At 35.4% G+C, this 26279-nt stretch carries 26 protein-coding genes; 12 read left to right on the forward strand and 14 right to left on the reverse strand.

Features of this window, described 5'->3' with window-relative positions; genetic code table 11:
- Positions 1 to 406 precede the first annotated feature (406 nt).
- Both parE and AAV97_RS11720 read right to left on the reverse strand, forming a co-directional pair.
- Positions 407 to 2287, reverse strand: a complete 1881-nt coding sequence (parE, locus tag AAV97_RS11715; RefSeq protein ID WP_046760646.1) for a DNA topoisomerase IV subunit B — start codon at positions 2285 to 2287, stop codon at positions 407 to 409.
- Positions 2288 to 2303: 16 nt separating this feature from the next.
- Positions 2304 to 2888 (reverse strand): YqiA/YcfP family alpha/beta fold hydrolase, encoded by a 585-nt coding sequence (locus tag AAV97_RS11720; protein ID WP_009585495.1) that lies wholly within the window; start codon positions 2886 to 2888, stop codon positions 2304 to 2306.
- Positions 2889 to 3131: 243 nt separating this feature from the next.
- On the opposite strand from AAV97_RS11720, the gene AAV97_RS11725 reads away from it, so the two are divergent.
- On the forward strand, positions 3132 to 4463 hold the full coding sequence (locus tag AAV97_RS11725; RefSeq protein WP_004826023.1) for an alpha/beta hydrolase: 1332 nt from the start codon (positions 3132 to 3134) through the stop codon (positions 4461 to 4463).
- Positions 4464 to 4518: 55 nt separating this feature from the next.
- On the opposite strand, the gene AAV97_RS11730 is transcribed toward AAV97_RS11725, so the two are convergent.
- The 3 genes from AAV97_RS11730 to gshA form a co-directional block, all read right to left on the reverse strand.
- A complete protein-coding gene (locus AAV97_RS11730) occupies positions 4519 to 5034 on the reverse strand; it encodes a hypothetical protein (protein WP_227604775.1) in 516 nt (171 codons plus the stop codon).
- A gap of 401 nt (positions 5035 to 5435) precedes the next feature.
- A complete protein-coding gene (locus AAV97_RS11735) occupies positions 5436 to 5930 on the reverse strand; it encodes a disulfide bond formation protein B (protein ID WP_042087820.1) in 495 nt (164 codons plus the stop codon).
- A 29-nt stretch (positions 5931 to 5959) separates the two neighbouring features.
- Positions 5960 to 7537: a glutamate--cysteine ligase gene (gshA, locus tag AAV97_RS11740; protein ID WP_046760647.1), complete on the reverse strand. Its 1578-nt coding sequence runs from the start codon at positions 7535 to 7537 to the stop codon at positions 5960 to 5962.
- 211 nt (positions 7538 to 7748) lie between these two features.
- Here gshA and AAV97_RS11745 point away from each other — a divergent pair, with 211 nt between their 5' ends.
- From AAV97_RS11745 to AAV97_RS11760, 4 genes are all read left to right on the forward strand, one after another.
- On the forward strand, positions 7749 to 8288 hold the full coding sequence (locus tag AAV97_RS11745; RefSeq protein ID WP_046760648.1) for a DUF924 family protein: 540 nt from the start codon (positions 7749 to 7751) through the stop codon (positions 8286 to 8288).
- Positions 8289 to 8603: 315 nt separating this feature from the next.
- Positions 8604 to 9287 carry an alpha/beta hydrolase gene (locus AAV97_RS11750; RefSeq protein ID WP_009585396.1) on the forward strand — a complete coding sequence of 228 codons (684 nt, stop codon included), beginning with the start codon at positions 8604 to 8606 and terminating at the stop codon, positions 9285 to 9287.
- A 393-nt stretch (positions 9288 to 9680) separates the two neighbouring features.
- Positions 9681 to 10247, forward strand: coding sequence for a CC0125/CC1285 family lipoprotein (locus AAV97_RS11755; protein WP_046760649.1), 567 nt, complete (start codon positions 9681 to 9683; stop codon positions 10245 to 10247).
- Positions 10248 to 10276: 29 nt separating this feature from the next.
- Positions 10277 to 11596 carry a DUF445 domain-containing protein gene (locus AAV97_RS11760; protein WP_046760650.1) on the forward strand — a complete coding sequence of 440 codons (1320 nt, stop codon included), beginning with the start codon at positions 10277 to 10279 and terminating at the stop codon, positions 11594 to 11596.
- Positions 11597 to 11735: 139 nt separating this feature from the next.
- Here AAV97_RS11760 and AAV97_RS11765 read toward each other — a convergent pair whose 3' ends face one another.
- On the reverse strand, positions 11736 to 12494 hold the full coding sequence (locus AAV97_RS11765) for an SIMPL domain-containing protein (RefSeq protein ID WP_004826006.1): 759 nt from the start codon (positions 12492 to 12494) through the stop codon (positions 11736 to 11738).
- 151 nt (positions 12495 to 12645) lie between these two features.
- On the opposite strand from AAV97_RS11765, the gene AAV97_RS11770 reads away from it, so the two are divergent.
- A complete protein-coding gene (locus AAV97_RS11770; RefSeq protein ID WP_046760662.1) occupies positions 12646 to 13083 on the forward strand; it encodes a GNAT family N-acetyltransferase in 438 nt (145 codons plus the stop codon).
- Between the two features lie 200 nt (positions 13084 to 13283).
- Here AAV97_RS11770 and AAV97_RS11775 read toward each other — a convergent pair whose 3' ends face one another.
- Complete coding sequence (locus tag AAV97_RS11775; RefSeq protein ID WP_046760651.1) at positions 13284 to 13721, reverse strand: hypothetical protein; 438 nt, start codon at positions 13719 to 13721, stop codon at positions 13284 to 13286.
- 541 nt (positions 13722 to 14262) lie between these two features.
- On the opposite strand from AAV97_RS11775, the gene AAV97_RS11780 reads away from it, so the two are divergent.
- The 3 genes from AAV97_RS11780 to AAV97_RS11790 all read left to right on the forward strand — a co-directional run bounded on the left by AAV97_RS11780 (position 14263) and on the right by AAV97_RS11790 (position 16991).
- Positions 14263 to 15243 (forward strand): DUF1852 domain-containing protein, encoded by a 981-nt coding sequence (locus AAV97_RS11780; protein ID WP_004826000.1) that lies wholly within the window; start codon positions 14263 to 14265, stop codon positions 15241 to 15243.
- Positions 15244 to 15266: 23 nt separating this feature from the next.
- On the forward strand, positions 15267 to 16295 hold the full coding sequence (locus AAV97_RS11785) for a methionine synthase (RefSeq protein ID WP_005035105.1): 1029 nt from the start codon (positions 15267 to 15269) through the stop codon (positions 16293 to 16295).
- 204 nt (positions 16296 to 16499) lie between these two features.
- Positions 16500 to 16991 carry a flavin reductase gene (locus tag AAV97_RS11790; RefSeq protein WP_004825996.1) on the forward strand — a complete coding sequence of 164 codons (492 nt, stop codon included), beginning with the start codon at positions 16500 to 16502 and terminating at the stop codon, positions 16989 to 16991.
- Between the two features lie 72 nt (positions 16992 to 17063).
- Here the strand turns inward: AAV97_RS11790 and AAV97_RS21425 are convergent, their stop codons facing one another.
- The 6 genes from AAV97_RS21425 to AAV97_RS11815 form a co-directional block, all read right to left on the reverse strand.
- Positions 17064 to 17309, reverse strand: coding sequence for a hypothetical protein (locus tag AAV97_RS21425; protein ID WP_228136543.1), 246 nt, complete (start codon positions 17307 to 17309; stop codon positions 17064 to 17066).
- Between the two features lie 111 nt (positions 17310 to 17420).
- Entirely contained in the window at positions 17421 to 17699 is a 279-nt protein-coding gene (locus AAV97_RS21430; RefSeq protein ID WP_228136544.1) for a hypothetical protein, read from the reverse strand.
- Between the two features lie 18 nt (positions 17700 to 17717).
- Positions 17718 to 18233: a hypothetical protein gene (locus AAV97_RS11800; RefSeq protein WP_046760652.1), complete on the reverse strand. Its 516-nt coding sequence runs from the start codon at positions 18231 to 18233 to the stop codon at positions 17718 to 17720.
- 113 nt (positions 18234 to 18346) lie between these two features.
- Entirely contained in the window at positions 18347 to 19240 is an 894-nt protein-coding gene (locus AAV97_RS11805; protein WP_046760653.1) for a hypothetical protein, read from the reverse strand.
- The gene (locus tag AAV97_RS11810; RefSeq protein WP_171248710.1) at positions 19224 to 20381 is read right to left on the reverse strand and encodes a DUF2515 family protein; all 1158 of its coding nucleotides are present in this window, start codon (positions 20379 to 20381) and stop codon (positions 19224 to 19226) included. Before AAV97_RS11810 ends, AAV97_RS11805 begins: the two co-directional genes overlap by 17 nt.
- Positions 20382 to 20383: 2 nt before the next feature.
- Positions 20384 to 20731 (reverse strand): hypothetical protein, encoded by a 348-nt coding sequence (locus AAV97_RS11815; protein ID WP_046760654.1) that lies wholly within the window; start codon positions 20729 to 20731, stop codon positions 20384 to 20386.
- Between the two features lie 88 nt (positions 20732 to 20819).
- Here AAV97_RS11815 and AAV97_RS11820 point away from each other — a divergent pair, with 88 nt between their 5' ends.
- The 3 genes from AAV97_RS11820 (at position 20820) to AAV97_RS11830 (ending at position 25033) form a co-directional block, all read left to right on the forward strand.
- Positions 20820 to 21509: a hypothetical protein gene (locus AAV97_RS11820; RefSeq protein WP_042087805.1), complete on the forward strand. Its 690-nt coding sequence runs from the start codon at positions 20820 to 20822 to the stop codon at positions 21507 to 21509.
- A 672-nt stretch (positions 21510 to 22181) separates the two neighbouring features.
- Entirely contained in the window at positions 22182 to 24383 is a 2202-nt protein-coding gene (locus AAV97_RS11825) for a calcium-binding protein (protein ID WP_046760655.1), read from the forward strand.
- A gap of 404 nt (positions 24384 to 24787) precedes the next feature.
- A complete protein-coding gene (locus AAV97_RS11830) occupies positions 24788 to 25033 on the forward strand; it encodes a hypothetical protein (RefSeq protein ID WP_046760656.1) in 246 nt (81 codons plus the stop codon).
- Between the two features lie 169 nt (positions 25034 to 25202).
- Here the strand turns inward: AAV97_RS11830 and AAV97_RS11835 are convergent, their stop codons facing one another.
- Positions 25203 to 26027, reverse strand: a complete 825-nt coding sequence (locus tag AAV97_RS11835; RefSeq protein WP_046760657.1) for a hypothetical protein — start codon at positions 26025 to 26027, stop codon at positions 25203 to 25205.
- Between the last annotated feature and the right edge of the window lie 252 nt (positions 26028 to 26279).

The raw sequence follows: 26279 nt of genomic DNA on the forward strand, positions 1-26279 counted from the left end.
TATCCAATAGGATAGAAAAGGAGAGGTAGTGAATCTAAAAATGCGAGATTAAAGTCCACACTGATCAAATTAAGTGCGATTTTTCCGCTTAAAAATGAGCAAAGAGAGTGCAGATTGAGTGTGATAAGCTAGGATAAAAACGGACAATTCCTGTACTTTTAAAAAGTCAATATCGTCAATCTGTTGAAAACTCATACCGTAAAATAGAACCTCTCTTGATCAATAAAATCAATGCGATGAATTTATTGTTGAATGATCTAAAGCTTTTATTGCCACGCTTTAGCGCTTATGAATAATCAAGCAGTTTGACTATAGGTTGGGCAATATGGATTTAAAAGCGGATAAAAAAGATGAGGTCTTCTAGACCTCATCTTTTTACAAGAACTTTTATCAAAGCATATGCTGTTTAAACAGTTAAATCTGCGAGATTACCTTTTTGCTCTAACCAGTCTTTGCGATCACTGGCACGTTTTTTTGCCAGTAATTTGTCCAATAAGCCTGCGGTATGATGTGCATCATCTAAATCCAACTGAACCAAACGTCGAGTGTTTGGGTCTAAAGTTGTTTCACGCAATTGGCTTGCGTTCATCTCTCCCAATCCTTTAAATCGGGTGATCTGCGGGTTCTTAGACTTTACTCTCTTTAAGATAGCTTCTAACTCATCATCATCCAATGCATAATAAACATCTTTAGCATCATCGATTCGATACAAAGGCGGCATCGCTACATATAAATGCCCTGCATCCACCATTGCTGGGAAATGTTTCACGAATAAAGCACACAACAATGTTGCGATGTGTAAACCATCAGAATCCGCATCGGCAAGAATACAGATTTTGCCATAACGTAATTCTGAAAGATCGTCACTTCCCGGATCCACACCAATCGCGATCGCAATATTGTGAACTTCTTGAGAAGCTAAAACCTCATCCGAAGACACTTCCCATGTATTTAAGATTTTGCCACGAATCGGCATAATGGCTTGGAAGTTTTTATCACGCGCCTGTTTGGCAGAACCGCCAGCTGAATCCCCTTCCACAATAAAAAGTTCTGATTCTTCAAGTGTATGTCCAACACAATCTGATAATTTCCCAGGTAGTGTAGGTCCAGCAACGATTTTTTTACGTTCAACTTTCTTTGCTGCTTTTAAACGTCGACCAGCTTTGGCAATCACGATTTCAGCCAATTGCATGGCAACTTCGGCATTCTGATTGAGCCACAGGGCAAAAGCATCTTTGGCAATATTCAAGACAATATTGGATGCTTCACGACTAGAAAGACGTTCTTTGGTTTGACCTGAGAATTGTGGTTCTTGGAATTTAAGTGAGAGAATGAAATTCACACCATCCCAAACATCTTCTGCTGACAATTTCATATTACGTGGCAATAAGTTACGCAATTCACAAAATTCACGCATCGCATCGGTAACACCTGAACGTAAACCGTTCACATGTGTACCGCCTTGTGCTGTTGGAATCAAGTTGACATAACTTTCTTGAATCTGCTCTCCACCTTCGATATTCCAGCAAATTGCAAATTCAGCACTGGCACGCTCAGCTTCGCCTGTTGCAACAAAAGCAGGTTCAGGAATAATTTCACGGTCTTGCAATTCATCCATCAAATAGTCGACTAAACCATTTTCAAATTGCCATTCGATTTTCTCGTCATTGATCTGATCAATATAATTAATCTGCAAACCTGCAGCCAAAACAGCTTTAGCTTTTAAATTATGCTTTAACGCTTTAAGCGCAAATTTAGGCGAATCAAAATACTTAGCTTCAGGCCAAAAACGTACTGTTGTGCCTGTTGCACGTTTAGCAACTTTACCTTCTAACACTTCTAAAGGTGCGACAGGTTCACCTCGCTCAAAAGCCATTTTATAGAGATTGCCTTGGCGCTGAACCTCAACCTCAACACGATCAGACAAGGCATTTACCACAGAAATCCCGACCCCATGTAAGCCGCCAGAAAACTGATAATTGTCTGTACTGAACTTACCACCTGCATGTAGTTTGGTCAGAATAATTTCGATGCCACTTTGTCCATACTCAGGGTGAATATCGACTGGCATACCACGACCATTGTCTTCAACAGATAAAGAACCGTCTTTATATACCGTGACAGTGATTTTGTTGGCATGCCCTGCAAGTGCCTCATCGACCGCATTATCAATAACTTCTTGCGCCAAATGGTTTGGACGCGTGGTATCTGTATACATGCCTGGACGACGACGCACAGGGTCTAAGCCAGATAATACTTCAAGTGATTGAGCCGTATATTGAGACACGTTTAAGTTTTTCCTTTTATTTTACGGAGTAAGATAAAAACTCCACAATCATGGGAATTTTATCTGCAAAATCTTCCATCGCATGATTACCATGCATTTCTGTCATGATCAAGGATGTGTGTGGAGCTGTACTATAATACCGTTCAGCCTCACGATAATCCAAAACTTCATCACCTTGTTGCAATAAAACCATTATTTTGTCTGCATCTTGCACAAACGGTACAGCAATATCTTCCAAATACACCAATTGAGCATGATCCAGTGTCCATTGTTCTGTCACCTGATAAGGCATATGCTCAGTTCCAAAAAGACGACGAAACAATTCCCATGGTCGCATAGCTGGATTAATTAAAACAGCGGGTATACCGTATTTTGCGACCAACTGTGTCGCATAAAAGCCCCCTAGACTGCTCCCAACCAAGACTACATCTGACCATTGTTCAATATATGCTGAAATTTTCATCAACACATCTTTTGGATGTTGATTTAAATCAGGTAAATGCACATTATGCGATGAATGGCATCGACAGTAATCATTCAGTTGTTGCCCTTTAATAGACAACGAGCTACTTTTAAAACCATGTAAATAAATAATATTCATTGAAAATAGATTGCTTTTTCACCACTAATGTTTTAATTTTTAATGTGACTCAAATCACAGAATTGTTTTAATTTGTATGTTTGGGGATCTTGTCCGACAAAAAATTAAAACTTTAATGCAATTATCGGTATTTTAAATAGTGTTCAGGATGAACAAGATAAGATGATTGCCTAAGAATTTATACATGGATCTAGAGCAAAAATAAAGTCTTTGTTCCAGATCAATATGGATGAGGAAATAACAATGCCAAGTTTAACCCCTTTACACGAAACCTATTGTAAGTGGGATCGCTCGCCTCCGAGTCAGGCAGACGTATTAGAAGGCTTAGCACAGTTAGTGAGTACACCGCTTAGTGGTGTCGTTCAGGACTTCATCCAGTCGATTCAGCGTGAAATGTTACTGAGTATTTTTGGTTTAAGTAAGCAAAAAGCTAAACGTTTTCAGTCACGTCCAATCGTCGATAAATTCTATAAATTCGGTTATAACGCTTTACAAAATTATGGTAGTCACCTGTTGGCGCCTGTACTTCGTAAAACCATTGAACGTTTCCCAAATCTACATGATAAACCACTTAATGCGCATATGACTTTTTTAGTCAGTGCTTTAAATGGTGTACTGGGCGATTACCTTTTGGCGACACATAATCCATTGGCACTTTCACCTGTACTTTATGATCATTACGGTGCATTACAACAAGGTGATCTGGCTGGTCGTGTAGTGATTTTCGCACACGGTTTGTGTATGACTTATCAGGATTGGAGCAACCGTGGCAATGGCGGTATTGGTGAAAAATTACTGGCACAACGTGATAACAACACCATGCTCTATTTTCACTACAATACTGGGCGCAGAATTTCAGCCAATGGACGCTCTTTAGCCAATCTGTTAGAAGACCTCATCAAACGTAATCCACGTATTACCAGTATTGATTTGATTGGACACAGTATGGGAGGTTTGGTTTGTCGTAGTGCCTTATTCTATGGCAAGCAGAATATGCACCAATGGTTTCATATGGTTGAAAACCTAGTATGTATTGGTTCTCCGCATCATGGCGCGGTGTTGGAACGCTTTGGTTTTGCAATCCAAGAAAAGATTGGACATTTCCCCATCGTCAAAATCATCAGCCATGTTGTGAATATTCGCAGTAATGGGATTTTGGACTTGCGCTATGGTAGTGTTCGTGATGATGATTGGGAACATAATAATGCGCGTATCGGTTTAATGGACGATAACCGTAAACCTGCGCCACTGCCCTCACACATCAATACCTTTTTAATTGCTGGCACCTTAGAGTTTGAGAATCGAAAAAATCGAACCTTAAAAGTAATTGGCGATTATTTGGTCAGTGTAAAGAGTGCTTTAGGCGAACACCCTAATCCACGCTTTCAATTAAAACTGCCAGAATCGCACAAAGCCGTGTTCTATGGTCTTAACCATTTTGATATTCAATATCACCCTTTGGTTTCAGAACAGATCGCCAAGTGGTTCTACCCACGCCATGATGAATTGGCGGAAGAACAAATCCGTAAATATTTGATTAAATTAGAAAGCATGCAGGGCATTGTAGAAACATAAAGGTAAAAAGCCTAGCCCTAAAAAAAAGCTGATGTTTAATCAGCTTTTTTTTAGATTATTTAATTTCGACTCGATAGGACTTGTTTTTCTTAGGATCAAGCATTTCACCATATTCATCAAAATTTGATTTTTCTGTACATTGTGTATCAATGAATAATTTTTGATTTTTTGCAATCAAGCCTTGTGTTAACTCACAGGTCCAACCTTGATTATAAAATTTCTGATCAACTTTTTTGCCGTTTAAGTCGAATTGTGTCACTTCAATCAAAGACTGTGCCAATGTTCTTGCTGGATGGCTCTGAGATACAGACAACACATAGTATCGACCATGATGTAATTGGCAGTCTTCAACATGACTCGAAAAATAATCAGGATTGGTCTTAAACACTTTAAAAGGTTGGGCGCCAAATTTGACATAAGAAACATCTGCTGGGATGGTGTCGTCAAATTCGGATTTAAAGTGACAGGATACATCTTGACTAGCAAGTGGTGGCGTCTTGGCTAAAACGGGTGTAGATACCCAAAGCGCAATTGCGCCAAGACAACTTAAATATATTTTAGACTTCATCATTTTAATAACTAATGTTACGCAGTAACTCTAAAATTAAATTTTGGAGTTAGAAGAATGTGGATACGCGGAAACGTCATCCGCAATTGCTTGAGGCAGAACTCCTTCTAATAAGTAAAGTTTCTGCGAAACTTTGAATATTTTGACGATAGTGAACGAGTTCTGCGAATGACAATGGTTTTGGGTACTTTTGCCAAAACAAAAGTACCTCGAGCCGAAGGCTATTCCATAAATTTAAACTTTGGATGTAAGACTCCGTCGTGTAAATTTAGCTTTTTCTTTTTCACCTACTTAATTTCAATCAAGTGCGTAACATCAGTTAATAAGACGATATTGACTGTGATTGTAATGAAATAAGATCATAAAAAAGAGCTGAGCAATACCAACTCTTTTTTATAGTGCTTTTAGTACTTTCTAAACAACTGCCATAAGCTAATCAGTGCCAAAACACTAAAGAACAATAATGACCATACAGGTAAAGACTGACCTAAAAAGGTCCAATCCACCATTGCACACTCACCAGAACCTTTTAAAACATTTTCAAAAACAGCTTTTAAAGGCAAAGTATCTACCCAGTAGTCCAAACCAGGACCACAACTTGGCACTTGATCCTTAGGTAAGTTTTGCAGCCACACATGGCGAGCAGCAACACCGACTGACCAAGAGATTGTCACTAAGCCCAAGAAACTATAAATGCGTTTCAATACATTATTTTTAGGATGATGTAAAAATGCGATTAAAGAGATCAGTCCAAGACCGATCAACCCAATACGTTGAAAAACACAAAGTGGACATGGTTCAAGCCCTTGCACATGCTCTAAATAGAGTGCAAAAGACATCCCGACCACACTTGCTAAAAATAAAAGACCACTTACGAAGCGATAACTACGCCATTGCATGGAGCTTCCTCGTTAATATAATCAATGCCTTATCTAAATTTACTCAGATAATCTTCAAAACTTATACTTGTATCTTGTTCAAGTTGCTGTTGTTCTGCGAGAGAAGTTTGAGTAAGACCCTCAAAATACGCTAAAGTTTCAGGACTTAATACATGTTGTTCGTAACTTTCGATATGCTGATTTGCCATATAACTGCCAAAACTCCATGTCCCACCTTGCTCCATGGTATCGGCAATAACTTGTGCCGATAAAGTCTCATCAACATCATCAATCCGTGTTTGCATCACATTGAGCGCTTGACGATACAAATCGGTTGAATAGCTTTGATTCAGTAAAGTTGCAAGCGGTTGCATGGCATTGAGATGATGTTGTAACCATTCTAACAATGGATATTCAGCACCTGCCTCAATAATTTTGGCATTCGGCGCACGTCCACGATTGACTACCTCAGTTTGGTTTTGTTCAATCACATCTTGCTCTTCATCCCATAAATCTGGGCTGTCTTGCAGTAAACAATATAAGGCAACCACTTCCAAGAAGCCTGCGGTATCTTCATTGATCCCGATTGCGCTGTACGGATTGACATCTACAGCACGTAATTCAACATAACCAATACCCCGATCTGCCAATGCTTGAGATGGGGTTTCCCCTGCTCGTGGAACTTGCTTAGGTCGAACAAGACTATAGTATTCATTTTCAATCTGTAAGACATGATCATTGATTTGGATCGGCTCACCTTCGGCATTGTTTAGCCCCAAATGACTAAACTGCGCATAAGGTGAATTCACCGCTTTCTGTAATTCAGCCACATAACTGTCTAAATTGTTATAGTGAATGCCTAATTGTTTTTGAGCAGAATTTTGATAACCAAAACGTCCCATACGCAATGCAGTCGCATAAGGTAAAAATAAAGTGCCTTTGATTAATGGCAATAACTGATGCTCACGCCCAGTCATAAAACATTTACATACTGACGGGCTCGCCCCCACCAAATACATCACTAACGGCGTTAAACGAATAAAATTACGAATTAAACCCAAGTAACGATGGCTTCGATAGTCTTGTAAACTCAATGCTTTTAATGCATCGTCTTGTTCATGTTGTTGTAATTGTTCAAATAAAGCATCAGGAAACGAGACATTATAATGCACGCCTGAAATCGTCTGCATCCGGCGACCGTAGCGAATACCTAAACCATGACGATACAGGGTTTTAAATTTACCAATATTGGATGTGCCGTATTGTGCCAAACGAATATTTTCTTCTTTTTCATCCAACATGCATGGCATAGACAATGTCCAAAGCTTTTCACCATTTTCTAAATGGCGATGTACCACGGCATGTATATCCGTTAAAAAATTTAGCGCTTCAGCAATACTTTCTTTTGGAGGCGTAATAAATTCCATCAACGCTTCCGAATAATCTGTTGTGATATGCGGATGCGTCAAAGCAGAACCTAAAGACAGCGGATGATCGGCTTGTGATAAAAAGCCATTATTTTGCATACGCAGGCTTTCCCGCTCAATGCCACGTAACATCCCTTTGAATAAGGTAGAATCCACCCAATCTGGCACGATAAATTGGGAAATCATTTCGGGTTGACTCATACTTACTCACTTATCTTAAAGAATTTTTTAAAATAAAATATTTGGATGCGCGCAGTATAACGTTATTTATCGATATACACGTATAACCATCGTTGTTTTAAATCAATTATTCACTTTATTTCGAAAAAAGTTTTTATCACAAAGTTCGACTACAAGACATCAAAAATTTGTGTTTGTATAGAAAAATCACCATTAAAGAATTGTAAACATTATGAATTATCAAGAAATTATCGATTTTTGGTTTAGTGCAGAAACGCAACCTTTTTGGTTCGCTAAAAGTGACACATTTGATCAAACCTTAGATGAGCGCTTTGCACATACCTTAGATCAAGCCAAACAGTGTGAATTATGGACATGGCGAGCAACAGCCGAAGGTCGCCTTGCTGAAATTATTGTTCTAGATCAATTCTCTCGTAATTTATATCGAGATCAAGCCAATGCATTTGCTCAGGATGCTTTGGCACTTGCATTGGCACAAGAAGCGATTCAGCTTAAATTAGATCAAGCGTTAAAGCCTGAACAACGTTCATTCTTATATATGCCATTTATGCACAGTGAATCGAAAATCATTCATGCTCAGGCTTTACAGCTTTTTGAAACGTTGGGTAATCCAATCAATTTGGACTTCGAGAAAAAGCATAAACTGATTATTGACCGTTTTGGACGTTACCCACATCGTAATCAAATTTTGGGAAGAACCTCAACTGCTGAAGAAATTGAGTTTTTAAAACAACCGAATAGCAGTTTTTAATCGCTGTGGCTGATGTAAAATTCATATTGCATCAGCCACTAAAAGTATCGCTTTGATTCATGTCCAGCTTAGGTAAAAGTAAGCAAAGTATTAAATGACGGATAAACAGCTAAACGCATTCTAATCCTCCTCTTAATCAAAGATGTTAGAAACAAAAATATCTTTTAAACAAGATGATACTTTTTAAATCAATCAATGATTCAAGCACTAAGCTTGCATTGTTTAATAAAAATACAAAATCACAATATATCCACTAAAAATGCTCAGATATTGTCATTAAATAAAAAATACTTTTCCATCAAAGCGAGCAGAAAAATGACACAACCTACAATTGTATTGGTCCATGGTTTTTGGGGAAACTCATTACATTGGCAACATGTGATTCCATTATTAATTCAAAAAAATTTAAAAGTTAAAGCTGTCGAAATTCCATTAACGTCTTTAGCTGACGATGTGGAAAGAACCCATAAAATGATTAATCAGATTGAAGGTCCAGTATTACTTGTAGGACATTCCTATGGAGGGGCTGTGATTACAGAAGCTGGCAATAATGAAAAAGTCGTAGGCTTAGTTTACATTGCTGCATTTGCCCCAGATACATCTGAAAGCCCGGGATTGATTACACAACAGCATCCACCTGAAGCTGCTGCTAATCTTTTCCCTGATAGTGATGGATATTTGTGGGTAAAAGAAGAAAAATACCATGAAAGTTTTTGTCAGGATCTTGATGCATCAGAATCAATTGCAATGGCGATCGCGCAAAAAGCTCCACTTGTAAGTACTTTTGGAGATGAAATCAAAACACCTGCATGGAAAAATAAACCATCGTGGTATCAAATTTCAACCCAAGACAGAATGATTGCGCCAGAAAATCAACGAAAAATGTCAGCAAGATTAAAGGCAAAAGAGATTATTGAACTTGATGCAAGCCATGCTTCTCTTGCATCAAAATCTGATGAGATTGCTAACTTTATCATTAAAGCACTCTCTTCTTTTTAAGCATTCAACTTAAGTATTCAACATCTCTAGCGAAGTCATCCCTTGAACAGCCCAATCTGGGGAAATTTTGATTAAAATATTAGATTTCACATAAGTTAGCGCCAAAAAATCCACTACGATAAAGTGATGATAAATTTTTCATCACTTTATTCATTTTTACTTAGGCTTGATTTAGAGTTATTTTCTTTCTATGTAGAATTAAAATTTATGGCTTATACAAACCAACCCTTTGTCTGAGTCACGCTTTTACCATGTCAATTTTGTTTAGCATTTTTAACTCAGATGATTTAACAAAAATCTTCTTGAAATTCATTGTCAGTCCATCAACTTAGAACACTATAGCATATAGAAATTTATTCACTTCCATCCCACAAAATGGACAAGGAGCAACAGATGAAAAAAACACTGATTGGTCTGACAATTGTAGCTGTAATCACCATTACGGGTTGTGCCACTACACCAAGCAAACCACGCACCTTTGACCAACTTGGACAATACACCACAGTTCCACTCAATGATCATAGCTATCGCATTAGTTTTCAAGGCAATAGTAATATGAGTTTTGGAACTGCTGAAGAAATTAATCTCGTCAAAGCTGCTCAAACCACCCTATTAAATGGTTTTACATACTTTAAAGTTCTAGATGATCCGAGCAATCGAAGTCAGCAACCTCCTCGTAAAGCTGTGGTCTATCCATCCACAAACTACTATCCATATGGTTGGGGGTATCGTCGCCACCCAATGTTCTGGAATGACCCATTTTACGATATGCCACAAGTCGTCAATATTGATCCCGTACAGATTTCCTATACGATTGAATGTTATAAAGATAAGAAATCATCACCCAACGATGCTTTTGACGCTCGTCTGATTTTGCAATCTTTAGGACCTAAATATGGGGTTAGTCCGACAGGACAGGTACTACAACCACAACCTGATACGGTAACATCAAAGCAATAAAGATAAAGACACTTGTTTTAGGAAAATGAATGAGCGGAATTGAACACAGTGAAATCGCCAACAGTATTCCCAGCCTAGATCGAAGCAAACGCTTTGCCACAATTGCATTGATTGTGGCAGTCGTGGCGTGGATTGCTTTAATCATTTCTGCCAAGTTGCTCCCTGAATATGCATGGTTTATTCATATCCTCATGTTAGGTGCTGAAGCTGGAGTTGTTGGTGGTCTAGCCGACTGGTATGCAATTACGGTCTTGTTCCGCAATCCCTTTGGGAAAATCCCTATTCCTAAGTTTTTAAAAGATCACACTGAAATTATTCCACGTAATAAGGCACGTATTGCGGAATCGATGGGTAAATTTGTTCAGGAAAACTTCCTTTCTCCCCAAATCGTTGAACGGAGTTTAAAAAATACTGACCTGAGTTTAGCCGTAGGTCAATGGTTGGCACATCCAAAAAATAACGGTCAAGTGGTGGATGTGATTCAACAAACAGTACCGAAAATTTTTGAATTTGTTGGTCAAGATCAAATTGGACGTTTTATCCAAAATAACAGCGTGCAATGGGTTCGCAATACCCGTATGAACCAACTTGCCAGTGAAATGCTTCGTGCAGTTTTAGACAATGATTTCCATCAAGATGTGTTGCAACGTGGACTCGACATTGCCCATGAATGGATGATGACCCATCCTGAAAGAACACGTGAACTCACTCAAACTCTGTTTAAAGAGCTGGGCGTTTCACGCCTTGCCAAAGGTGCAAGCTGGATCGGGATTGATGTTGAGCAACGCACCATTGATTCAATTATTGAAAAAGTTGAGTCGATGCTGGCAGATGAAGAGCATCCAATCCGCCAAAAAATAGAACAAGCAGCACATCAACTGATGGTGCAATTGGCAGATAATAATAGCAATGCCAGCATACGTTTAAACGAAACCAAAAATGCCCTTTTAGACAGTGAACCTGTTTTGAATTTTATTACTGGCGCAGTAGTCATTTTATGTGATGCGATTAAATCTGACCTACTTAAAGCAGACTCAGGTATTGCGATGAACCTTCGTGTTGCAATTCAACAAGTGGGAGAAAACCTCGTACAAAACCACTCGGTTCGTGACCTGCTCAACGACCGAATCAGCGGTATTGCTGTTAATCTAAGCGATCAATATAGTGAAAAAGTGATTACGTTCATTAGTCAACGAATTCATGAATGGGACTCTACAGAGATGATTGCCAAAATTGAAAATGAAGTCGGTGGCGACTTACACATGATACGCGTGAATGGTGTAGTCGTAGGTGCATTTATTGGTTTGAGTTTAGGTGTTATTCGCGCTGTCATTGATTTTGCGATCTAACGATGACAATGCATACGATGAAATCCATTCAATCACACGTATAAAATGAATTAAAAATGGGAGCTGAGCTCCCATTCTTTTTACTTAAACATTGATGATGTTAAGACATAATTTGCTCAAATTGAGCTTTAAGGGTTGGTTAATCAATTGAATAATTAATCGTGACGACGACACGAGCAATTTTATTGATGGTATTTTTGTCATATGCACCGCCATAGTCACTGTCATCGTCTGAGCCACTTTCAGGCAAGATATAAAACGCACCTTGGCTTGCAGAGCGCATTGCACCCACTTTCACACCACCCACTTTTGCAAATTCATTGGCACGGCTATGAGCATTCTTTGTGGCATTGGCAATCAATGACATCTTTATTTCTTCTAGATTCGAAACCAAATACTGTGGTTTTTGTTCAATTGAAATACCTTTTTCATCCAGTAGGTATGCATCTTTTGCAGCTTTTTCAATTTTTTGAATATCGCGGGTATTGATCACCAACGACTGCATCGCAACATAACCTCTAAATTCACGAATTGTTTTTCCATCACCCTGATCCACATCCTGATAATAGGGTTGCGAACTTTTATTGCCTAATTTCATTTCTGTGGCTTTAAAACCATGTTCAACAAAGAACGATTGTAAGGTCTTTATTTCTTGATCAAGTAATTGATAGGACGCTGTCACACTGTCCGTCGCACGACTGGTTTGAAGGTTGATTTCCCAACGTGCAGAATCTGCTTGGATAGGTTTTTCTGCCAAACCTTTCACAATAATTGAATTTTTTTCACCACCAAATTGCTTAAAAGCATATCCCAATACACTTGCCGAAATAATAAAACCTAAACTCAGAATCAGTGCAAAAACCCATAAGGTTTTATATGTAATTGATTTATTTTCCATTATTCTAATTTCATCAAAATTATCATATAGATTTTATAATAATAAATGAGCACTAAGTCAACCATATATGATACTGAATAAGATGCTAAATAAATCGTCTTCTTGTATCCTAGCTAAAATAAATGCTTATTTAAATTCGGAGAGAAAATTAGTGAGTTTAATTAATATAAGAAAAGCCGATATTGAAGATTTTAATATTTTATCCGAAATCTGGCTTGAAGCATCATTAATCGCTCACCATTTTATTCCAGAAACATATTGGAAAGCGCATAAGCTCAAAATGCAGCATGTTTATCTTCCTATGTCCGAAGTTTATCTTGCAGAACATAACCAACAAATCTGTGGATTTATTGCTTTACTAGACAACCAAATAGCCGCAATTTTTGTCTCACCGCAACATCAGGAAAAAGGTATAGGTACAAGGCTGATCCAATACGCTCAAGCCATACGGACAGAACTAAAATTAAATGTCTATCAAGAAAATCCCAAAAGTGTACAATTTTATAAGTCTTTAGGTTTTGAGATTTTAGAAGAAGGCATCGATTTAGAAACCAATTCAAAAGAATTTTTAATGCATTGGATAAAATAATTTAATTGTATTGATTTATACATGAATCTGACGTTTATTCTAAAAATCAGATTCAGCTTGGATTAAAGAATCTTAAACATCAATGGCTGTATATAATTAACACCTTCATCATCAATATAAGCAATAACAAATAAATTATGACTATATTTTTCTTTAAGGTAATGGATTGGATAGATTAAATTCTTTATTCAAATCATCAACTATTTACATACACCTTCTCGTTTATATTCATGAATTAATGTTGTATTGGATGGCATTTTCGCTTCAACAATTAAATGATTTGCTGAAACACGCTGTACTCGATAATTGACTTTAAATCCACTGAAAGCACCTGAACATTGTAAAGCCATACGCCCCTCATTCGGCTGATCACTGGTAATTTGAGTTTTACATTCTTGAGGAATGCTTTCTCGCATCTCATCTGTTTGTTGTTTGATGAAATCTTTAATCTTGATACAACCACGTTCAGAATGGTCTGCTGCTGTAGACTTATGTGGTCGCATGGTTGATTTCCAGCTCCAAATTCCATCTTGAAGATTTTGTGCAGCTTTGAGCTGATAGATTGGAAAATCCGCAGCTACAGCAAGATTACCTAAGATAAAAACGAAACAGCCCATCAATAGCTTAACGAGATGCATGAAGCAACCCTCCTTTTATAAGTATATGTTTTCTATTTCAGTTCTCATTTTACAGAGACAAAATGTCATTATTATTGACTTAGATCCTGAGCATCAATCGTCTTAAATTATTATCCCCTAATCAACCGTTCAATCGCTCAGCAAAGAAAGCTCTCAAATATCATTGTATACATATTCAGTCACCCAGTTCAGTATATGACTCATTTGTAATGATTCCATTGTTTTAAGCTGTGAAAATATTCAAATGTGATAAGACTATTTGATCACGCAAGTCTTTCTTAATTGAATAAAATTACCAATCATGAATTTCATTCAACTTTTTATGAATTAATATCATTTTTATTCATGTCTGGTTTGGGGTATAAATTACACCATGCTCCTCGCTACAGACCATATCAGCATTGATTTTCAATTTTTCATGCAGTTCAGATAAGAAAATATTGAAAAACTATGGATGAATAAGTTTCAACAATACTTTGAGGTCGTCGACAAGAGCATGAAATAAATTCAGGTTTTTATCTCAGAAATTAGGGTTATCACAATGAGTAAAGAGTTTACATTTACGATTAAGCGCATTAGTTTCGATGAAAACTATCATCCAGCTGACAGTACTCGCATTACAACCAACTTTGCAAATTTGGCAAGAGGTGAGAGTCGTCAAGACAACTTGCGCAATACTCTGAAGATGATCAACAATCGTTTCAATGCTTTGGCACATTGGGATAACCCGAAAGCAGACCGTTATGCTGTCGAACTTGAAATTATTTCAGTGGATATTGATATTGAGGGCAATGGTGAAACTTTCCCAACAATAGAAATTTTGAAAACCAATATTGTGGATCACAAAAACAATCAACGTATTGAAGGTATTGTTGGAAATAATTTTTCCTCTTATGTGCGAGACTATGATTTTAGTGTACTTCTGTTAGAACATAATAAAGATAAAGCTGAATTTAGCCTTCCAGACAACTATGGTGAGCTTCACGGTAACATTTTTAATTCATTCGTTCATTCGAATACTTATAAAGATAATTTTAGTAAAGCACCAGTAATTTGTTTGAGTGTTTCTAGCAGCAAAACCTATCACCAAACTGCAAATCAACATCCTGTTTTAGGCGTTGAATATCAACAAGATGAATACTCTCTAACAGATGAGTATTTTGCAAAAATGGGTTTGCAGGTTCGCTATTTTATGCCGCCGAATAGTGTTGCGCCATTAGCATTCTATTTCCGTGGTGATTTACTCAGTGATTACACCAACCTTGAGTTGATCAGTACCATCAGCACCATGGAAACTTTCCAAAAAATTTATCGCCCAGAAATTTACAATGCGAACTCTGTTGCTGGAAAGACTTATCAACCAAGCTTAAAGCATCAGGATTATTCACTGACCCGTATTGTGTATGACCGAGAAGAGCGCAGCCAGTTGGCCATTAAGCAAGGCAAATTTACTGAAGAACAATTCATCAAGCCATACAAAAGCATCCTTGAGCAGTGGTCTTCAAACTACGTTGCTGTATAACCTAAATAGACAAGATATCGATTATGAAAATTTTATTACCGACTTCAACTGCTGGTAGCTTACCAAAACCGTCTTGGCTTGCAGAACCTGAAAAACTTTGGTCACCTTGGAAATTACAAGATGAGCAATTAATTGAAGGTAAACAAGATGCTTTGCGTTTGTCATTGCAAGAGCAACAACACGCGGGTATTGATATCGTCAGTGATGGTGAACAAACTCGTCAGCATTTCGTAACGACTTTTATTGAACACCTTAATGGTGTCGATTTTGAGAAACGTGAAACTGTTCGCATCCGTAATCGTTATGATGCGAGTGTCCCTACAGTCGTAGGTGAAGTGTCTCGTCAAAAACCAGTTTTCGTTGAAGATGCGAAGTTTTTACGTCAACAAACCTCGCAACCGATTAAATGGGCGTTGCCTGGTCCAATGACCATGATTGATACGCTTTATGATGCGCATTATAAAAGCCGTGAAAAACTGGCTTGGGAATTTGCCAAGATTCTTAATGAAGAAGCGAAAGAGTTAGAAGCCGCAGGTGTAGATATTATTCAGTTTGATGAGCCTGCATTTAATGTATTCTTCGATGAAGTTAACGACTGGGGTGTTGCAACTTTAGAGCGAGCGCTTGAAGGACTTAAATGTGAAACTGCGGTGCACATTTGCTATGGTTATGGTATCAAAGCCAATACCGATTGGAAAAAGACGTTGGGTTCAGAATGGCGCCAATATGAAGAGGCATTCCCTAAACTTCAACAGTCTAAAATCGATATTGTCTCTTTAGAATGTCAAAACTCTCGTGTACCCATGGATTTGATTGAATTGATCCGTGGTAAAAAAGTGATGGTGGGTGCGATTGATGTTGCGACCAACAACATAGAAACGCCAGAAGAAGTTGCCAATACACTGCGTAAAGCACTGCAGTTTGTCGATGCGGATAAGCTTTATCCTTCAACCAACTGTGGAATGGCACCACTCTCTCGTCAAGTCGCACGAGGTAAACTGAATGCCCTAAGTGCAGGTGCAGAAATTGTGCGTAAAGAGCTTTCTCGCTAGTTTTCATTCGTAGTATTCGGTATAAAGGGGAACCATTTCAGTTTGTTTGGATATATATTTCTACGCAAACTGATAACCCCCATTTTTAATCCTGTGTAATTATCCGCCCTACGCATATCTGATCCAGTTAAAATGGTCGACAAGACGCAATAGCAAGGTATCGCTAAATCTAAAAGTGGTACGGTTCAATTTAGGAATGATGTAATGATTGAAGCAAAAAACTATAGAGATGCAATGTCTTTGCTCACCAGTGCGGTCAGTGTGATTACAACAACGGGCTTGTCGGGTCGTTACGGATTCACTGCATCAGCTGTATGTAGCGTGACTGATACACCACCAACCTTACTGGTATGTATGAACAAGGCATCTAGTTCACACGCACATTTTATTGAAAATAAAATTTTAACTGTCAATGTACTCAGCGCACATCATCAGCATATTTCTAAAGCTTTTTCGTCTAAGTTAAGCCCAGAAGAAAGATTTAAACATGGTGTTTGGACCGAGTTAGAAACTGGTGCACCTGTTTTAAAAGATGCTTTGGTGAATTTCGATTGTGAAATTGAGCAAATGCAAGAAGTTGGCACGCATACGATCTTGATTTGTCGTATTGTTGCGATTCAACAGAGCCAACATGATCAAAGCTTGGTTTATTTTAATCGTGCTTATCATCATGTGGGACAGACGGAAATTGCTTAGTGTGTTTGCTGATTTGTAGTGTGATATTAAAATGATTAAAGACTTCTGTGTTATATAAATGCAGTTAAGATGTTAATTTTCAAATTTTTTCAAACTATGCACTTCTATTAACTTCTTCTTTTCATTCATAGATATATTTTTTAATTTTAAAATATCTTTATTTAATAGCTTGTCTGTTTCTAACAACTCTTCAAATGTCATAGATTCTAGAGTCGCAATTGTCTCAGGCTCTAATTGTGTAAGTTCAAACTTTGCTTTGTTCGGATCATAGTAAGTAAATTTTTTTACTCCAGAGTTTTCAAAGTTTTTGTAATACAAAATACCATCGCTAAATAACTCTTTATTTTTATAAACTTTAAAACTTAAATGATCTTTTGCAAAAACATAGTCATTTTCGACATTTACGTCTTTAAAAATATTTTCTGTATGCTAAATTTTATTAAATTCAGGTGTAAATATATAAAACTCATAATAAAAAATATTTGAATTTAGTGAAGAATTTTTTACCAATTTTCCTTGGTTAATAATGGTTTCTTTCTTAACCAAGCCATACCACCTTGAATTTAAATAGTTTTTATACGTATATAAATTTATATTTAAGTTTTCTGAACTTGCTTGATCTTCCACGTTAAAATTTAAGCGAGTAGATTCTTTGATATCTTCTGAACATCCTAATAAGAATATGACTATCAAAATTAATATTTTCATACAACTTAAATACCTTTCTTAATTTAAATCATCCAAAATTTTTAAAAATTTTGTATCAACTTGATCAAAATCTTGTTTATTTTTAAATGAATTTTGATGAATAGCTTCGGGGCTTAAAACAGTTTCACTTGAAGATAAATACACTAGGTTATCAAAGATATTAATAAAAATTCTTATATCAGTTTGATTACTTCCCATTACCAAACTATTGGTATATTTCATTTTTGCATACTGATTTTTATATTTTGCGCAGATATAATAATCACTAAAAGTATTTATATCTTCTTTTTTATAATTTTGCATTCTTCCTTCTTTAAATAAAACAGTATAATTGTTAGTTTTTCCTATATATTTTTTTAACTCATATCCATCCAAGAGATATCCATACGGATTCACCACAATTTTTAAATCTTTATTATCTATGGATTTATCAAAGATAACATCTACTTTTATTTCATAATTCTGTGAAGATATTTTTGAGCATGAATTTATTACAACTACTATGATAAGAACGATAAGAATTTTAAAAAACATGATTAAATCCTTATTCGTTTAGGGGTTTATTATACTAGACCTACAAACGATTCTGACCAATACATTAATATAAAGACAACATAAATAAATCTTTTTAACACAAATAAAATCAACTATTTAACATACAACCAAACATCAGGATCTATATAGTTTTCATCTATATGATAACCTTTAGATCTCATATCTTTTTCATCTATTCCTCTTGACCGTTTATCTTTAATTAAACTTTGTTTGAATGCATTCTCTAATTCTTGAGGTGTCATCTTATCGGTATCAGACATTAGGTTTCTTTCATTATAACGGACTGTTTGAAAGCTATAACGTACAATATATTGTTCTTTACCTTCTTCATTTTTTTTAGTTTGTTTTAGGCTAATATCTAGTAGAATACCATTTGCGTATAAACGGTAACCTATCGTTTTACCTGCTATAGAGTTTATAATTTTTTTCCACTCTTCAAAATTAAATATATAACTCATATCAACGATGTCATGCCCTTCCATTAAATATCTAATATTGTCCTCTTTTGCTACTCTTGGGTTATATCTAGCAAAATAAGTATTCCATCCTGCTTGATTTAAGCGTTTCATTAACTCAACATAACCGTGATAAGCTTGCTCAGGGCTTACAAATTCTTCCTTATTTAAACCAGCATCAATATCAAATATTTGAATTCCATCAGTTGTATTCCATTGTGTCCCTAGTACGGAAAAAACATGGTCAATGACTAGGCTATTTGTTCCATTTTCTATTTTAATTTGACCTAGACTTGGAGGAGAAAAAACTAATTCTCTAAAGCTCGCGCCTGCTGGTTGATGATCTACCTGTCCATCATTATATTTCAAAAAATCTTGAACACCTTGTTGACCAAAATGCAAAATGTAAGTCTGTTGATTCATTGCGTTATTCTCGATGTCTTTTGCCTTTGGTTGGCATGCCGTGAGTAAGTACCCACATATAAAAATAATAATTATGGAATAAGTAGAATGTTTAAATTTTCCCATCATTACTGTCTCTTTTAACGATGAAGTCAGCCTTACTATCGCCCCATCCCGCAATAATTCCTAATTCTTTTTCTAAAAAAGTACGTCCTTTATCATCTAGCATCAAACGATGATATTTCCTTGCTGCAGTTTTAATCCATTCTATACGACTATCATAATTTGCAACTTTAGTGTTCGCCGAAGGTTCGCTATATACCGTTTCAGCTAATTTATCAAGTACACCTGAATGTCGTCCTCGATATTCTTTTTCCATACTTTGTTTATTGTATGCACTAGGTAGAATAGACTGTGATTTTCTAATTGGTTTAACGGCATCAACAAAATAATCACTTGATAACACCAAGGTACTGTCAGGTACATTTGTATAACGTTGTAAAGTTGCTTGTGCCTCAACTTTCCAATCTTTCCATACCAACTCTTGTAAAATATTACGTTGCTCTTGTACAGCAATTGCTAAAAGGTGTTCAAAAAGAGTTTTTGAAGAATCATTAAAATTTTGCTTTCTAGTTTTTCCTTTTCTTTTGAAATTATTCTCAATACTGGATAAATATCCAAAAGCCTCTCTAATTTCATCGGTACACTTTAAATTCTGAATAATAGGCAAACAATTTGACCAAGGAATATTTAGAACCTCTTCTTTGATATGAGTAAACTTCGCCACATCTCTCTTTTCTTTACAATCATCAAATGATTTTGAAGACATACTCCATGCATAATGCCAAGGCGCAATATCCATGAACAACCACAAATTGCCTTTTGCAAATGAATGCACTGGATCACGAATAAGACCTATAGGAACCCATTTATAGCCCCATGTTGTCAAGCCATGTTTAAATACAGCGGCAACAGTTTTTGAAGCGAACGCGCCAAGCCCCATCCAATAGTACCGACCAGTCAATTGTTTATTTCCATGATTTTCTTGTTCTAAATATATCTTGGCATAAACAGAAGCTATACGCCTTGCCCTTGCCTCATAACCTGGCTCTATTTTATATGAATTTCTTTTGCCATTTTGTAAATTAGAAACACGTTTCATTGCTTCTTGTTGGTGTATTTCCCAGAACGTTAAGCAATCACACTGTAGTGTCTTACAACTATTTTCTTCTGTATTTGTATTTCCTTCCCACCCAAGGCTTCCCATTATATTTAGCCCTCTTCATCTTCTTTTTCTAAAGAAATCCAATTTAAATCTACGTCCAAACTCTGCTCAGATGTTGTGTTTACACGTTTGGAAAAACCTTTACGATCGGTTATTGATGTAAAATTTTGATCATTACTCGAAACTTTATATTCAACATTAGACATCTCTTCACCAGAAGGTGTAAGTATTTTAAACTTTTCGTTATATACCTCATGTGCAGGTAAGCCTTGAATATTTACCCCAACCTCAGCCCCACTCTTAAAAACATGCTGTCCAGCTTTTACTTCAAACTTTGCTGGAGTAATGATTGTGACGCCATTTTTATTGATAATAATTTGTGAACCACCTGCCATAAACCCACCATTTATTAAGTTTTTATAAAATAATTTATAATTTTAGTTTAATATAAAAAATCAATAATTCAAAATTTAGGGTAAAAGTATGACTTTTATCGTCGCAATACAATTAAATGACAGTGTGGTCATTGCTGCTGATAATAAAAAAGTTATTTTGAAAGAATCTATGGAAAATCAATTGAATATAGAAATGTCTTCAAAAATTTATTCGTGGGATAACGGTATCATTACAGGTACAGGCGAAGCTCATGTTGTTCATAGGTCTGTAGAGCTATTTAAAAAATTAGCTCAATCCGATATTCATAAACTTCCTCAATGCCTTAAAACATCAAGACAGATGAGAGAGTTAGAAATTGGTACAAATTATTACCAAGTGGAAAATACGAAATTATTATGTTCAAGTTATAGTAATAATGGCGCTCAACTTTATAAAGTCGAACGATTTGACCCATTACAACCATACAAATTAGTTGCCGTTGAACCACTAGATATATCTGTTTGGCTGTTTCACCCTAATATTGAAAACATATCAACTGACTTACAGGATCTCTATAGAGATCTCAAAGATTACTCAGCTTTTAACAATGAAACGGAGTGGATCAATCATTATATTAATCGAATAGCAGTGATTTATCAGAAACAAAGCCTGTGTGATCCACTCATGAGTCAAAGCTTTGATATTTTCTTTCAAAGTAAGGAGAAATATTTCTTTGGGCATGTGCCCAATACTCAAGATGAGCCTTTAGAAGTAAAAAGACTGGTCACTAAGCCATAAGTACGAACGTTATACAGTTCGATGTTTTGAAATCGTATGTTTGAAAAATATTTAGTAACAAAAGAATTTATGAATTTTTAGAAATTCTAAGAATTCAAATAAAAAATCAACTAATAATCCGATTCAATTTACTAAATACTATAAAGAAATTTTTTAAAAATCAATTAATATACAAAATAAAATTAAAAAAATCACATGAAACATATTATACTAATTCTATAAAAAATCTTTTTATCCGTAATAGATTGTAGATTTTGTATTGAAAAATTTTTACTATAATAAGATGATATTAAACAACTGAAAAATAACTTCTGATTTTTATCACCAAGCTTTTTTTTCAAATAGCATCCAATTTTTTAGATGTTTTTTATAAATAAAACTCCAAATTAATAAATAACTTATGAACTTCTTTAACTATTTTAATGCTTCAACCTTAAAGATATATTATTTTAAAATACATTTATGTCTATTATTTTTAAAATAAAATATTAGTTCAATAACTATGTTATATATCATATAAAAAATTAAAATTCTTACGATTTATAATTTTTCATCTATATAAATTTATATCCAAATTGTCTTACAGAAATAAAACACCTTTTTGAGATGTATGTGAATATCGTGCTGCTTTATTTTTTTGTTTATTAGTTAAAATTAATAAAAGGAAATCACATGAAATTATTTAATACATATCAATACTTACCAAACTTCAAATTTAGTTCAGTATTTACTATCCCACTTCAATTAGTAGCCAATGGGTTAGTCACTGCTGCAAATACCATTAATACTATTCTTGATATTACATCTCCAATTGGTTTAGCAGGAAATAAAATTTTCGGTGCTCCATTTGAAATTGCTCATGTAGTGGGTGATAAAGTTATTGGTTCAATTTCTAATGCTGTATCAAATATTGGTGTTTCTTTAGGTGCAACAGTAAAACCTACTGATACACATTTCAAAAATGAATGGATAGATAAAGAGCTTACAACTAAAGGTTTGTTAAATGTTCCTAGCGAAGTAATTGGTAATGCCTTAATTGGTGGAACTAATCTTGCGAATGATTTGTTGAATACAGTCGCTCCATTAGGTCTTGCAGGTAATAATATATTTGGTAAAGGTTTCGAAACCATACATAAGGCTGGTGATGCTTTTATTAATCAAATTTCAAATATTATTGTTAATACTGGAAAAGCTATTGGAGGAACTTTACCTGCTCAAAACAACCATTATGAAAATGAATGGGGAAATCAAAGCCAAGCTGAACATGTACTAATATACGAAAAAAATGGACAAACAAGTTATCAAGTAAGCTCCAATGTTTTAAACAAAGTGGCTGAACTCTATCAGCAATTTGAGCAAGCTCCTTCGCAATATGTTAATAATTTATGGCGCCCAATTTATTCATTAATTGCTAATGACCTAAAAGGCAAAGAAGGCATCGATCCCGGCACTCTCAATTGGTTCCATGTGGCTGAGGCTGTTGCAACAGCAGATCCGACAAATATTCTTTACCAATATGTACGCTTAGGCACTGAAAAGGCTTTAGGGGATAAAGGGATTTATTTTGCGGATGGTGAATTTTATAAAGCATCGAATATTTTAGTTAAAACGCTTGCTGATAATTTACTGTATGGCGTGAATGATACAGATGGCAATCTTATAATTCCTGCTGGTTATGTTCCAAGTGCAGCAGGAACATTTGGTCTTGTACATATGGATGCAACTCAAGCACTTCAAAATTTAGGTGGCACACTTTCAGATTGGTCTGGGATTACACCTTTTGGTCTGTTAGATCATATCTTAGGTGTTGATACTTCAGAACTAAATGGTGGAGATAGTCGTCCCATATCATGGTATTTAGAATTATTAGGTGATGTGGTTAAGGAAACACTAAAAAGTGGAGCAAGTTTAATTGATGTAATCAGTCAATTCACAAAAGAAGGTCTGAATTATATTGATTTATTAATACAAGGAGAAGTATTTCAAAACGGTTTTTCTTCTAAAGATCAATTGGTCAATACACTTACTCAAATTGCTTATGCATATGCGGGTGATTTAGCTGGACCAGTTGCTGTAGTGACTAATTTCCTTAATCCTAATACCAATGTGATTTCTACATTATCTCCTTTCGGTGCAACATTAACTGGAAAAAATGGTAATGATGTCATAAATGGTGGAATAGGCAATGATAAGTTATACGGTGGTAAAGGAGATGACTTATTATTTGGTGGTTGGGGTAATGACATTCTAGATGGGGGATCAGGAGTTAATGTTTTGGTTGGGGGTAAGGGTAATGATACCTATTATGTTCAATCAAACTCTGATTTTGTTTTAGAACATAATAATGAAGGTATTGATACTGTCATTAGTTCAGCTAAGCATTTTTTTCTAACAAAAAATGTGGAAAATCTTACATTAGCAGGCAATACAGACATTTCTGGCTCAGGTAACGAATTGAATAACATAATTAAAGGAAATACTGGAAGCAATCATCTTTATGGATTTGGAGGAGATGATACTCTAGAAGCTACTGGAGGTTTATTTAATGTTCTAAATGGTGGAACAGGCAATGATAAATTGATTGGTAGTGCAGGTAACGAAACCTACGAATTTGAAAGAGGTTTTGGTAAGGATATTATTCAGGAGACTGGAGGTAACGATACTATTAAATTCGGTAAAGATATTAATATAGATGATTTAATTGTTTCGTATATTGGCTCAAATCAAGTGATTTCAGTAAAAGGATCTACAGATCAAATTACGATTAAAGATGCTGCTAAGGGTAGTCAGTATCAGGTTGAATCTATTCAATTTAGTAGTGGTGATCGTTTAGATTTACAAACTTTAGAGTATCAACAACACTATTACTTCTAATTTATCCTAAAGTAAATTTACCAACTTCTTGTTGGTTGATATTGACTCAATTTGAAAATAATTTTTCGTGTATTCAGAATCTTCAAGCAAGGTCGTAGAAACTAAACTGTCCTGTAAATCTTATTATTTTGGATACACGCTTAAGTCTTGTTTCAAATAAAAAATGGAAGTTTTAAGCTTCCATTTTTTCGACTTGAGTAGCCACTAATTTTGTAAACACCGTTAATTTAGACTTTGGGCAGTCACCTCCCGCCACAAACCATAACAGCCTATTTTGTTGTTAAAAATCACCTGCTAACTCAGCTCTACGAACTTCATTAAAATAGTCTGGTCATGATCGAAATCCACTCCAAACGCCCTGCTCAAGGCGTCACCATTTTCAGTATCATGACCGCAATGGCACAATGACTGACTTACAACATCTTAATAGAGACTTCAAAGACTACTCAGCTTTTAGTAATGAAGCGGATTGGATCAATCATTACATCAATCGATTAGCAGTGATTTATCAGAAACAAAGCCAGTGTGATTCATTTATGAGCCAAAGCTTTGATGTTTTCTTTCAAAGTAAAGAGAAATATTTCTTTGGACATGTGCCTAATACTCAGGACAAGCCTTTAGAAGTAAAAAGACTGGTCACTAAGTTATAAGTATGGCCGTCATACAGTTATATCTTTTGATGTAAAATCTTTAAAAAATTGTTCTAGAAGAGAGTCCTCTAGAACAAAATATATGTAGACAATGATAGAGAATAATTTCATAAATGAAATTTGATTTAAAAGAATTTTCCAATCAATGATTATTGTTTATTTTTTGAAATTAGCTTTTCCGAGGAACAATAATATTAAAATCTTTTTTAAGGCTATCTAATATTCTATTATGATTTAAACTGTTTGACTCCACAACTTGAAAATCTCCTAACTCATTTAAATCACTTAAATTATTTACTTCAAGTGGTTGTGATAACTTTTGAAAAGGCACAAATTGGGTATATGTACATTTACCTCTGTTTGTTCCTTCAGTCATAGGGTTAATCGGTCTATATGCGATTTTAAAATTATGGCTAAGCTCAAAAATAGTTGACGAATTGATTGGCTTTAAGATGTCAAAGAATTGCCCGATTGAACTTGGCAAATTTGATGTGCTGTATAAGCAATTAGCTGTTTCATTTCCAGTACCTGTTCCAGCTACAATTTTAATAATATCGCTAGGGCTAAAAACTTCTGAAAAATCTCTTGAAGTGTTTCCAGACCTTTTCCCAAAACAAATGCTTACACCAACAAATAAAGCGGCATTTGAATGTTTAATCCAATTATTAGCCCATTTTGTACAATCTCGAGTAAGTTTTTGGAAACAATCTGAGCCAAACTCCTCAATCAATCGTTTGTGAGAATACCAATTACCAAAATAGTCAGCACTGCTCATTTTTGCTGAAATTTTTAAAACTTTATGATTATCAAAATAAACAATTATATCTGTTTTATAACCTGAGCTTCCTATTCTTTCTGCTTTTACGATTTTATTAGAGCTTGAAATACCTAAGTCCTTAACCCATTGAGGTAAATTCTGTGGTAAAGCTTGATTAGAATAATTGGAAATAATCGTTTTTAATTGGCTTTCAAAATTATCAGTATAAGCTGACATATGCATTCTCTTTGTAGTTGTAGAAGACATATAATCGATAAAAATGAGTGAAATTGAAAGTTATTTTAACCACTTTATATTTTTTATATGAGTGATTCTGTAAGAAATTTTTCTAAAAGTTTAGTAAAATCAATATTCATAATCTTTGCTATCATCTTGTAACTAAGATTTAAATCCAAGTCGTTTGAGATAAAATAATCAAGAAAACTTGTATCAAACTTATAATCTCAACGGTAATCCCCCCTCAAAATA

It is taken from the genome of Acinetobacter sp. Ag2, assembly GCF_001005515.1.
GTDB lineage: Bacteria > Pseudomonadota > Gammaproteobacteria > Pseudomonadales > Moraxellaceae > Acinetobacter > Acinetobacter bereziniae.

Coding starts and splice junctions, on each gene's coding strand:
- AAV97_RS11725 (WP_004826023.1), top strand. CDS start 3,132: ATGCCAAGTTTAACCCCTTTACACGAAACCTATTGTAAGTGGGATCGC.
- AAV97_RS11785 (WP_005035105.1), top strand. CDS start 15,267: ATGAAAATTTTATTACCGACTTCAACTGCTGGTAGCTTACCAAAACCG.
- AAV97_RS11720 (WP_009585495.1), bottom strand. CDS start 2,888: ATGAATATTATTTATTTACATGGTTTTAAAAGTAGCTCGTTGTCTATT.
- AAV97_RS11755 (WP_046760649.1), top strand. CDS start 9,681: ATGAAAAAAACACTGATTGGTCTGACAATTGTAGCTGTAATCACCATT.
- AAV97_RS11775 (WP_046760651.1), bottom strand. CDS start 13,721: ATGCATCTCGTTAAGCTATTGATGGGCTGTTTCGTTTTTATCTTAGGT.
- gshA (WP_046760647.1), bottom strand. CDS start 7,537: ATGAGTCAACCCGAAATGATTTCCCAATTTATCGTGCCAGATTGGGTG.
- AAV97_RS11760 (WP_046760650.1), top strand. CDS start 10,277: ATGAGCGGAATTGAACACAGTGAAATCGCCAACAGTATTCCCAGCCTA.
- AAV97_RS11820 (WP_042087805.1), top strand. CDS start 20,820: ATGACTTTTATCGTCGCAATACAATTAAATGACAGTGTGGTCATTGCT.
- AAV97_RS11745 (WP_046760648.1), top strand. CDS start 7,749: ATGAATTATCAAGAAATTATCGATTTTTGGTTTAGTGCAGAAACGCAA.
- AAV97_RS11730 (WP_227604775.1), bottom strand. CDS start 5,034: ATGATGAAGTCTAAAATATATTTAAGTTGTCTTGGCGCAATTGCGCTT.
- AAV97_RS11735 (WP_042087820.1), bottom strand. CDS start 5,930: ATGCAATGGCGTAGTTATCGCTTCGTAAGTGGTCTTTTATTTTTAGCA.
- AAV97_RS11815 (WP_046760654.1), bottom strand. CDS start 20,731: ATGGCAGGTGGTTCACAAATTATTATCAATAAAAATGGCGTCACAATC.
- AAV97_RS11805 (WP_046760653.1), bottom strand. CDS start 19,240: ATGATGGGAAAATTTAAACATTCTACTTATTCCATAATTATTATTTTT.
- AAV97_RS11800 (WP_046760652.1), bottom strand. CDS start 18,233: ATGTTTTTTAAAATTCTTATCGTTCTTATCATAGTAGTTGTAATAAAT.
- AAV97_RS11780 (WP_004826000.1), top strand. CDS start 14,263: ATGAGTAAAGAGTTTACATTTACGATTAAGCGCATTAGTTTCGATGAA.
- AAV97_RS21430 (WP_228136544.1), bottom strand. CDS start 17,699: ATGAAAATATTAATTTTGATAGTCATATTCTTATTAGGATGTTCAGAA.
- AAV97_RS11765 (WP_004826006.1), bottom strand. CDS start 12,494: ATGGAAAATAAATCAATTACATATAAAACCTTATGGGTTTTTGCACTG.
- AAV97_RS11830 (WP_046760656.1), top strand. CDS start 24,788: ATGACTGACTTACAACATCTTAATAGAGACTTCAAAGACTACTCAGCT.
- AAV97_RS11835 (WP_046760657.1), bottom strand. CDS start 26,027: ATGTCAGCTTATACTGATAATTTTGAAAGCCAATTAAAAACGATTATT.
- AAV97_RS11825 (WP_046760655.1), top strand. CDS start 22,182: ATGAAATTATTTAATACATATCAATACTTACCAAACTTCAAATTTAGT.
- AAV97_RS11790 (WP_004825996.1), top strand. CDS start 16,500: ATGATTGAAGCAAAAAACTATAGAGATGCAATGTCTTTGCTCACCAGT.
- AAV97_RS11750 (WP_009585396.1), top strand. CDS start 8,604: ATGACACAACCTACAATTGTATTGGTCCATGGTTTTTGGGGAAACTCA.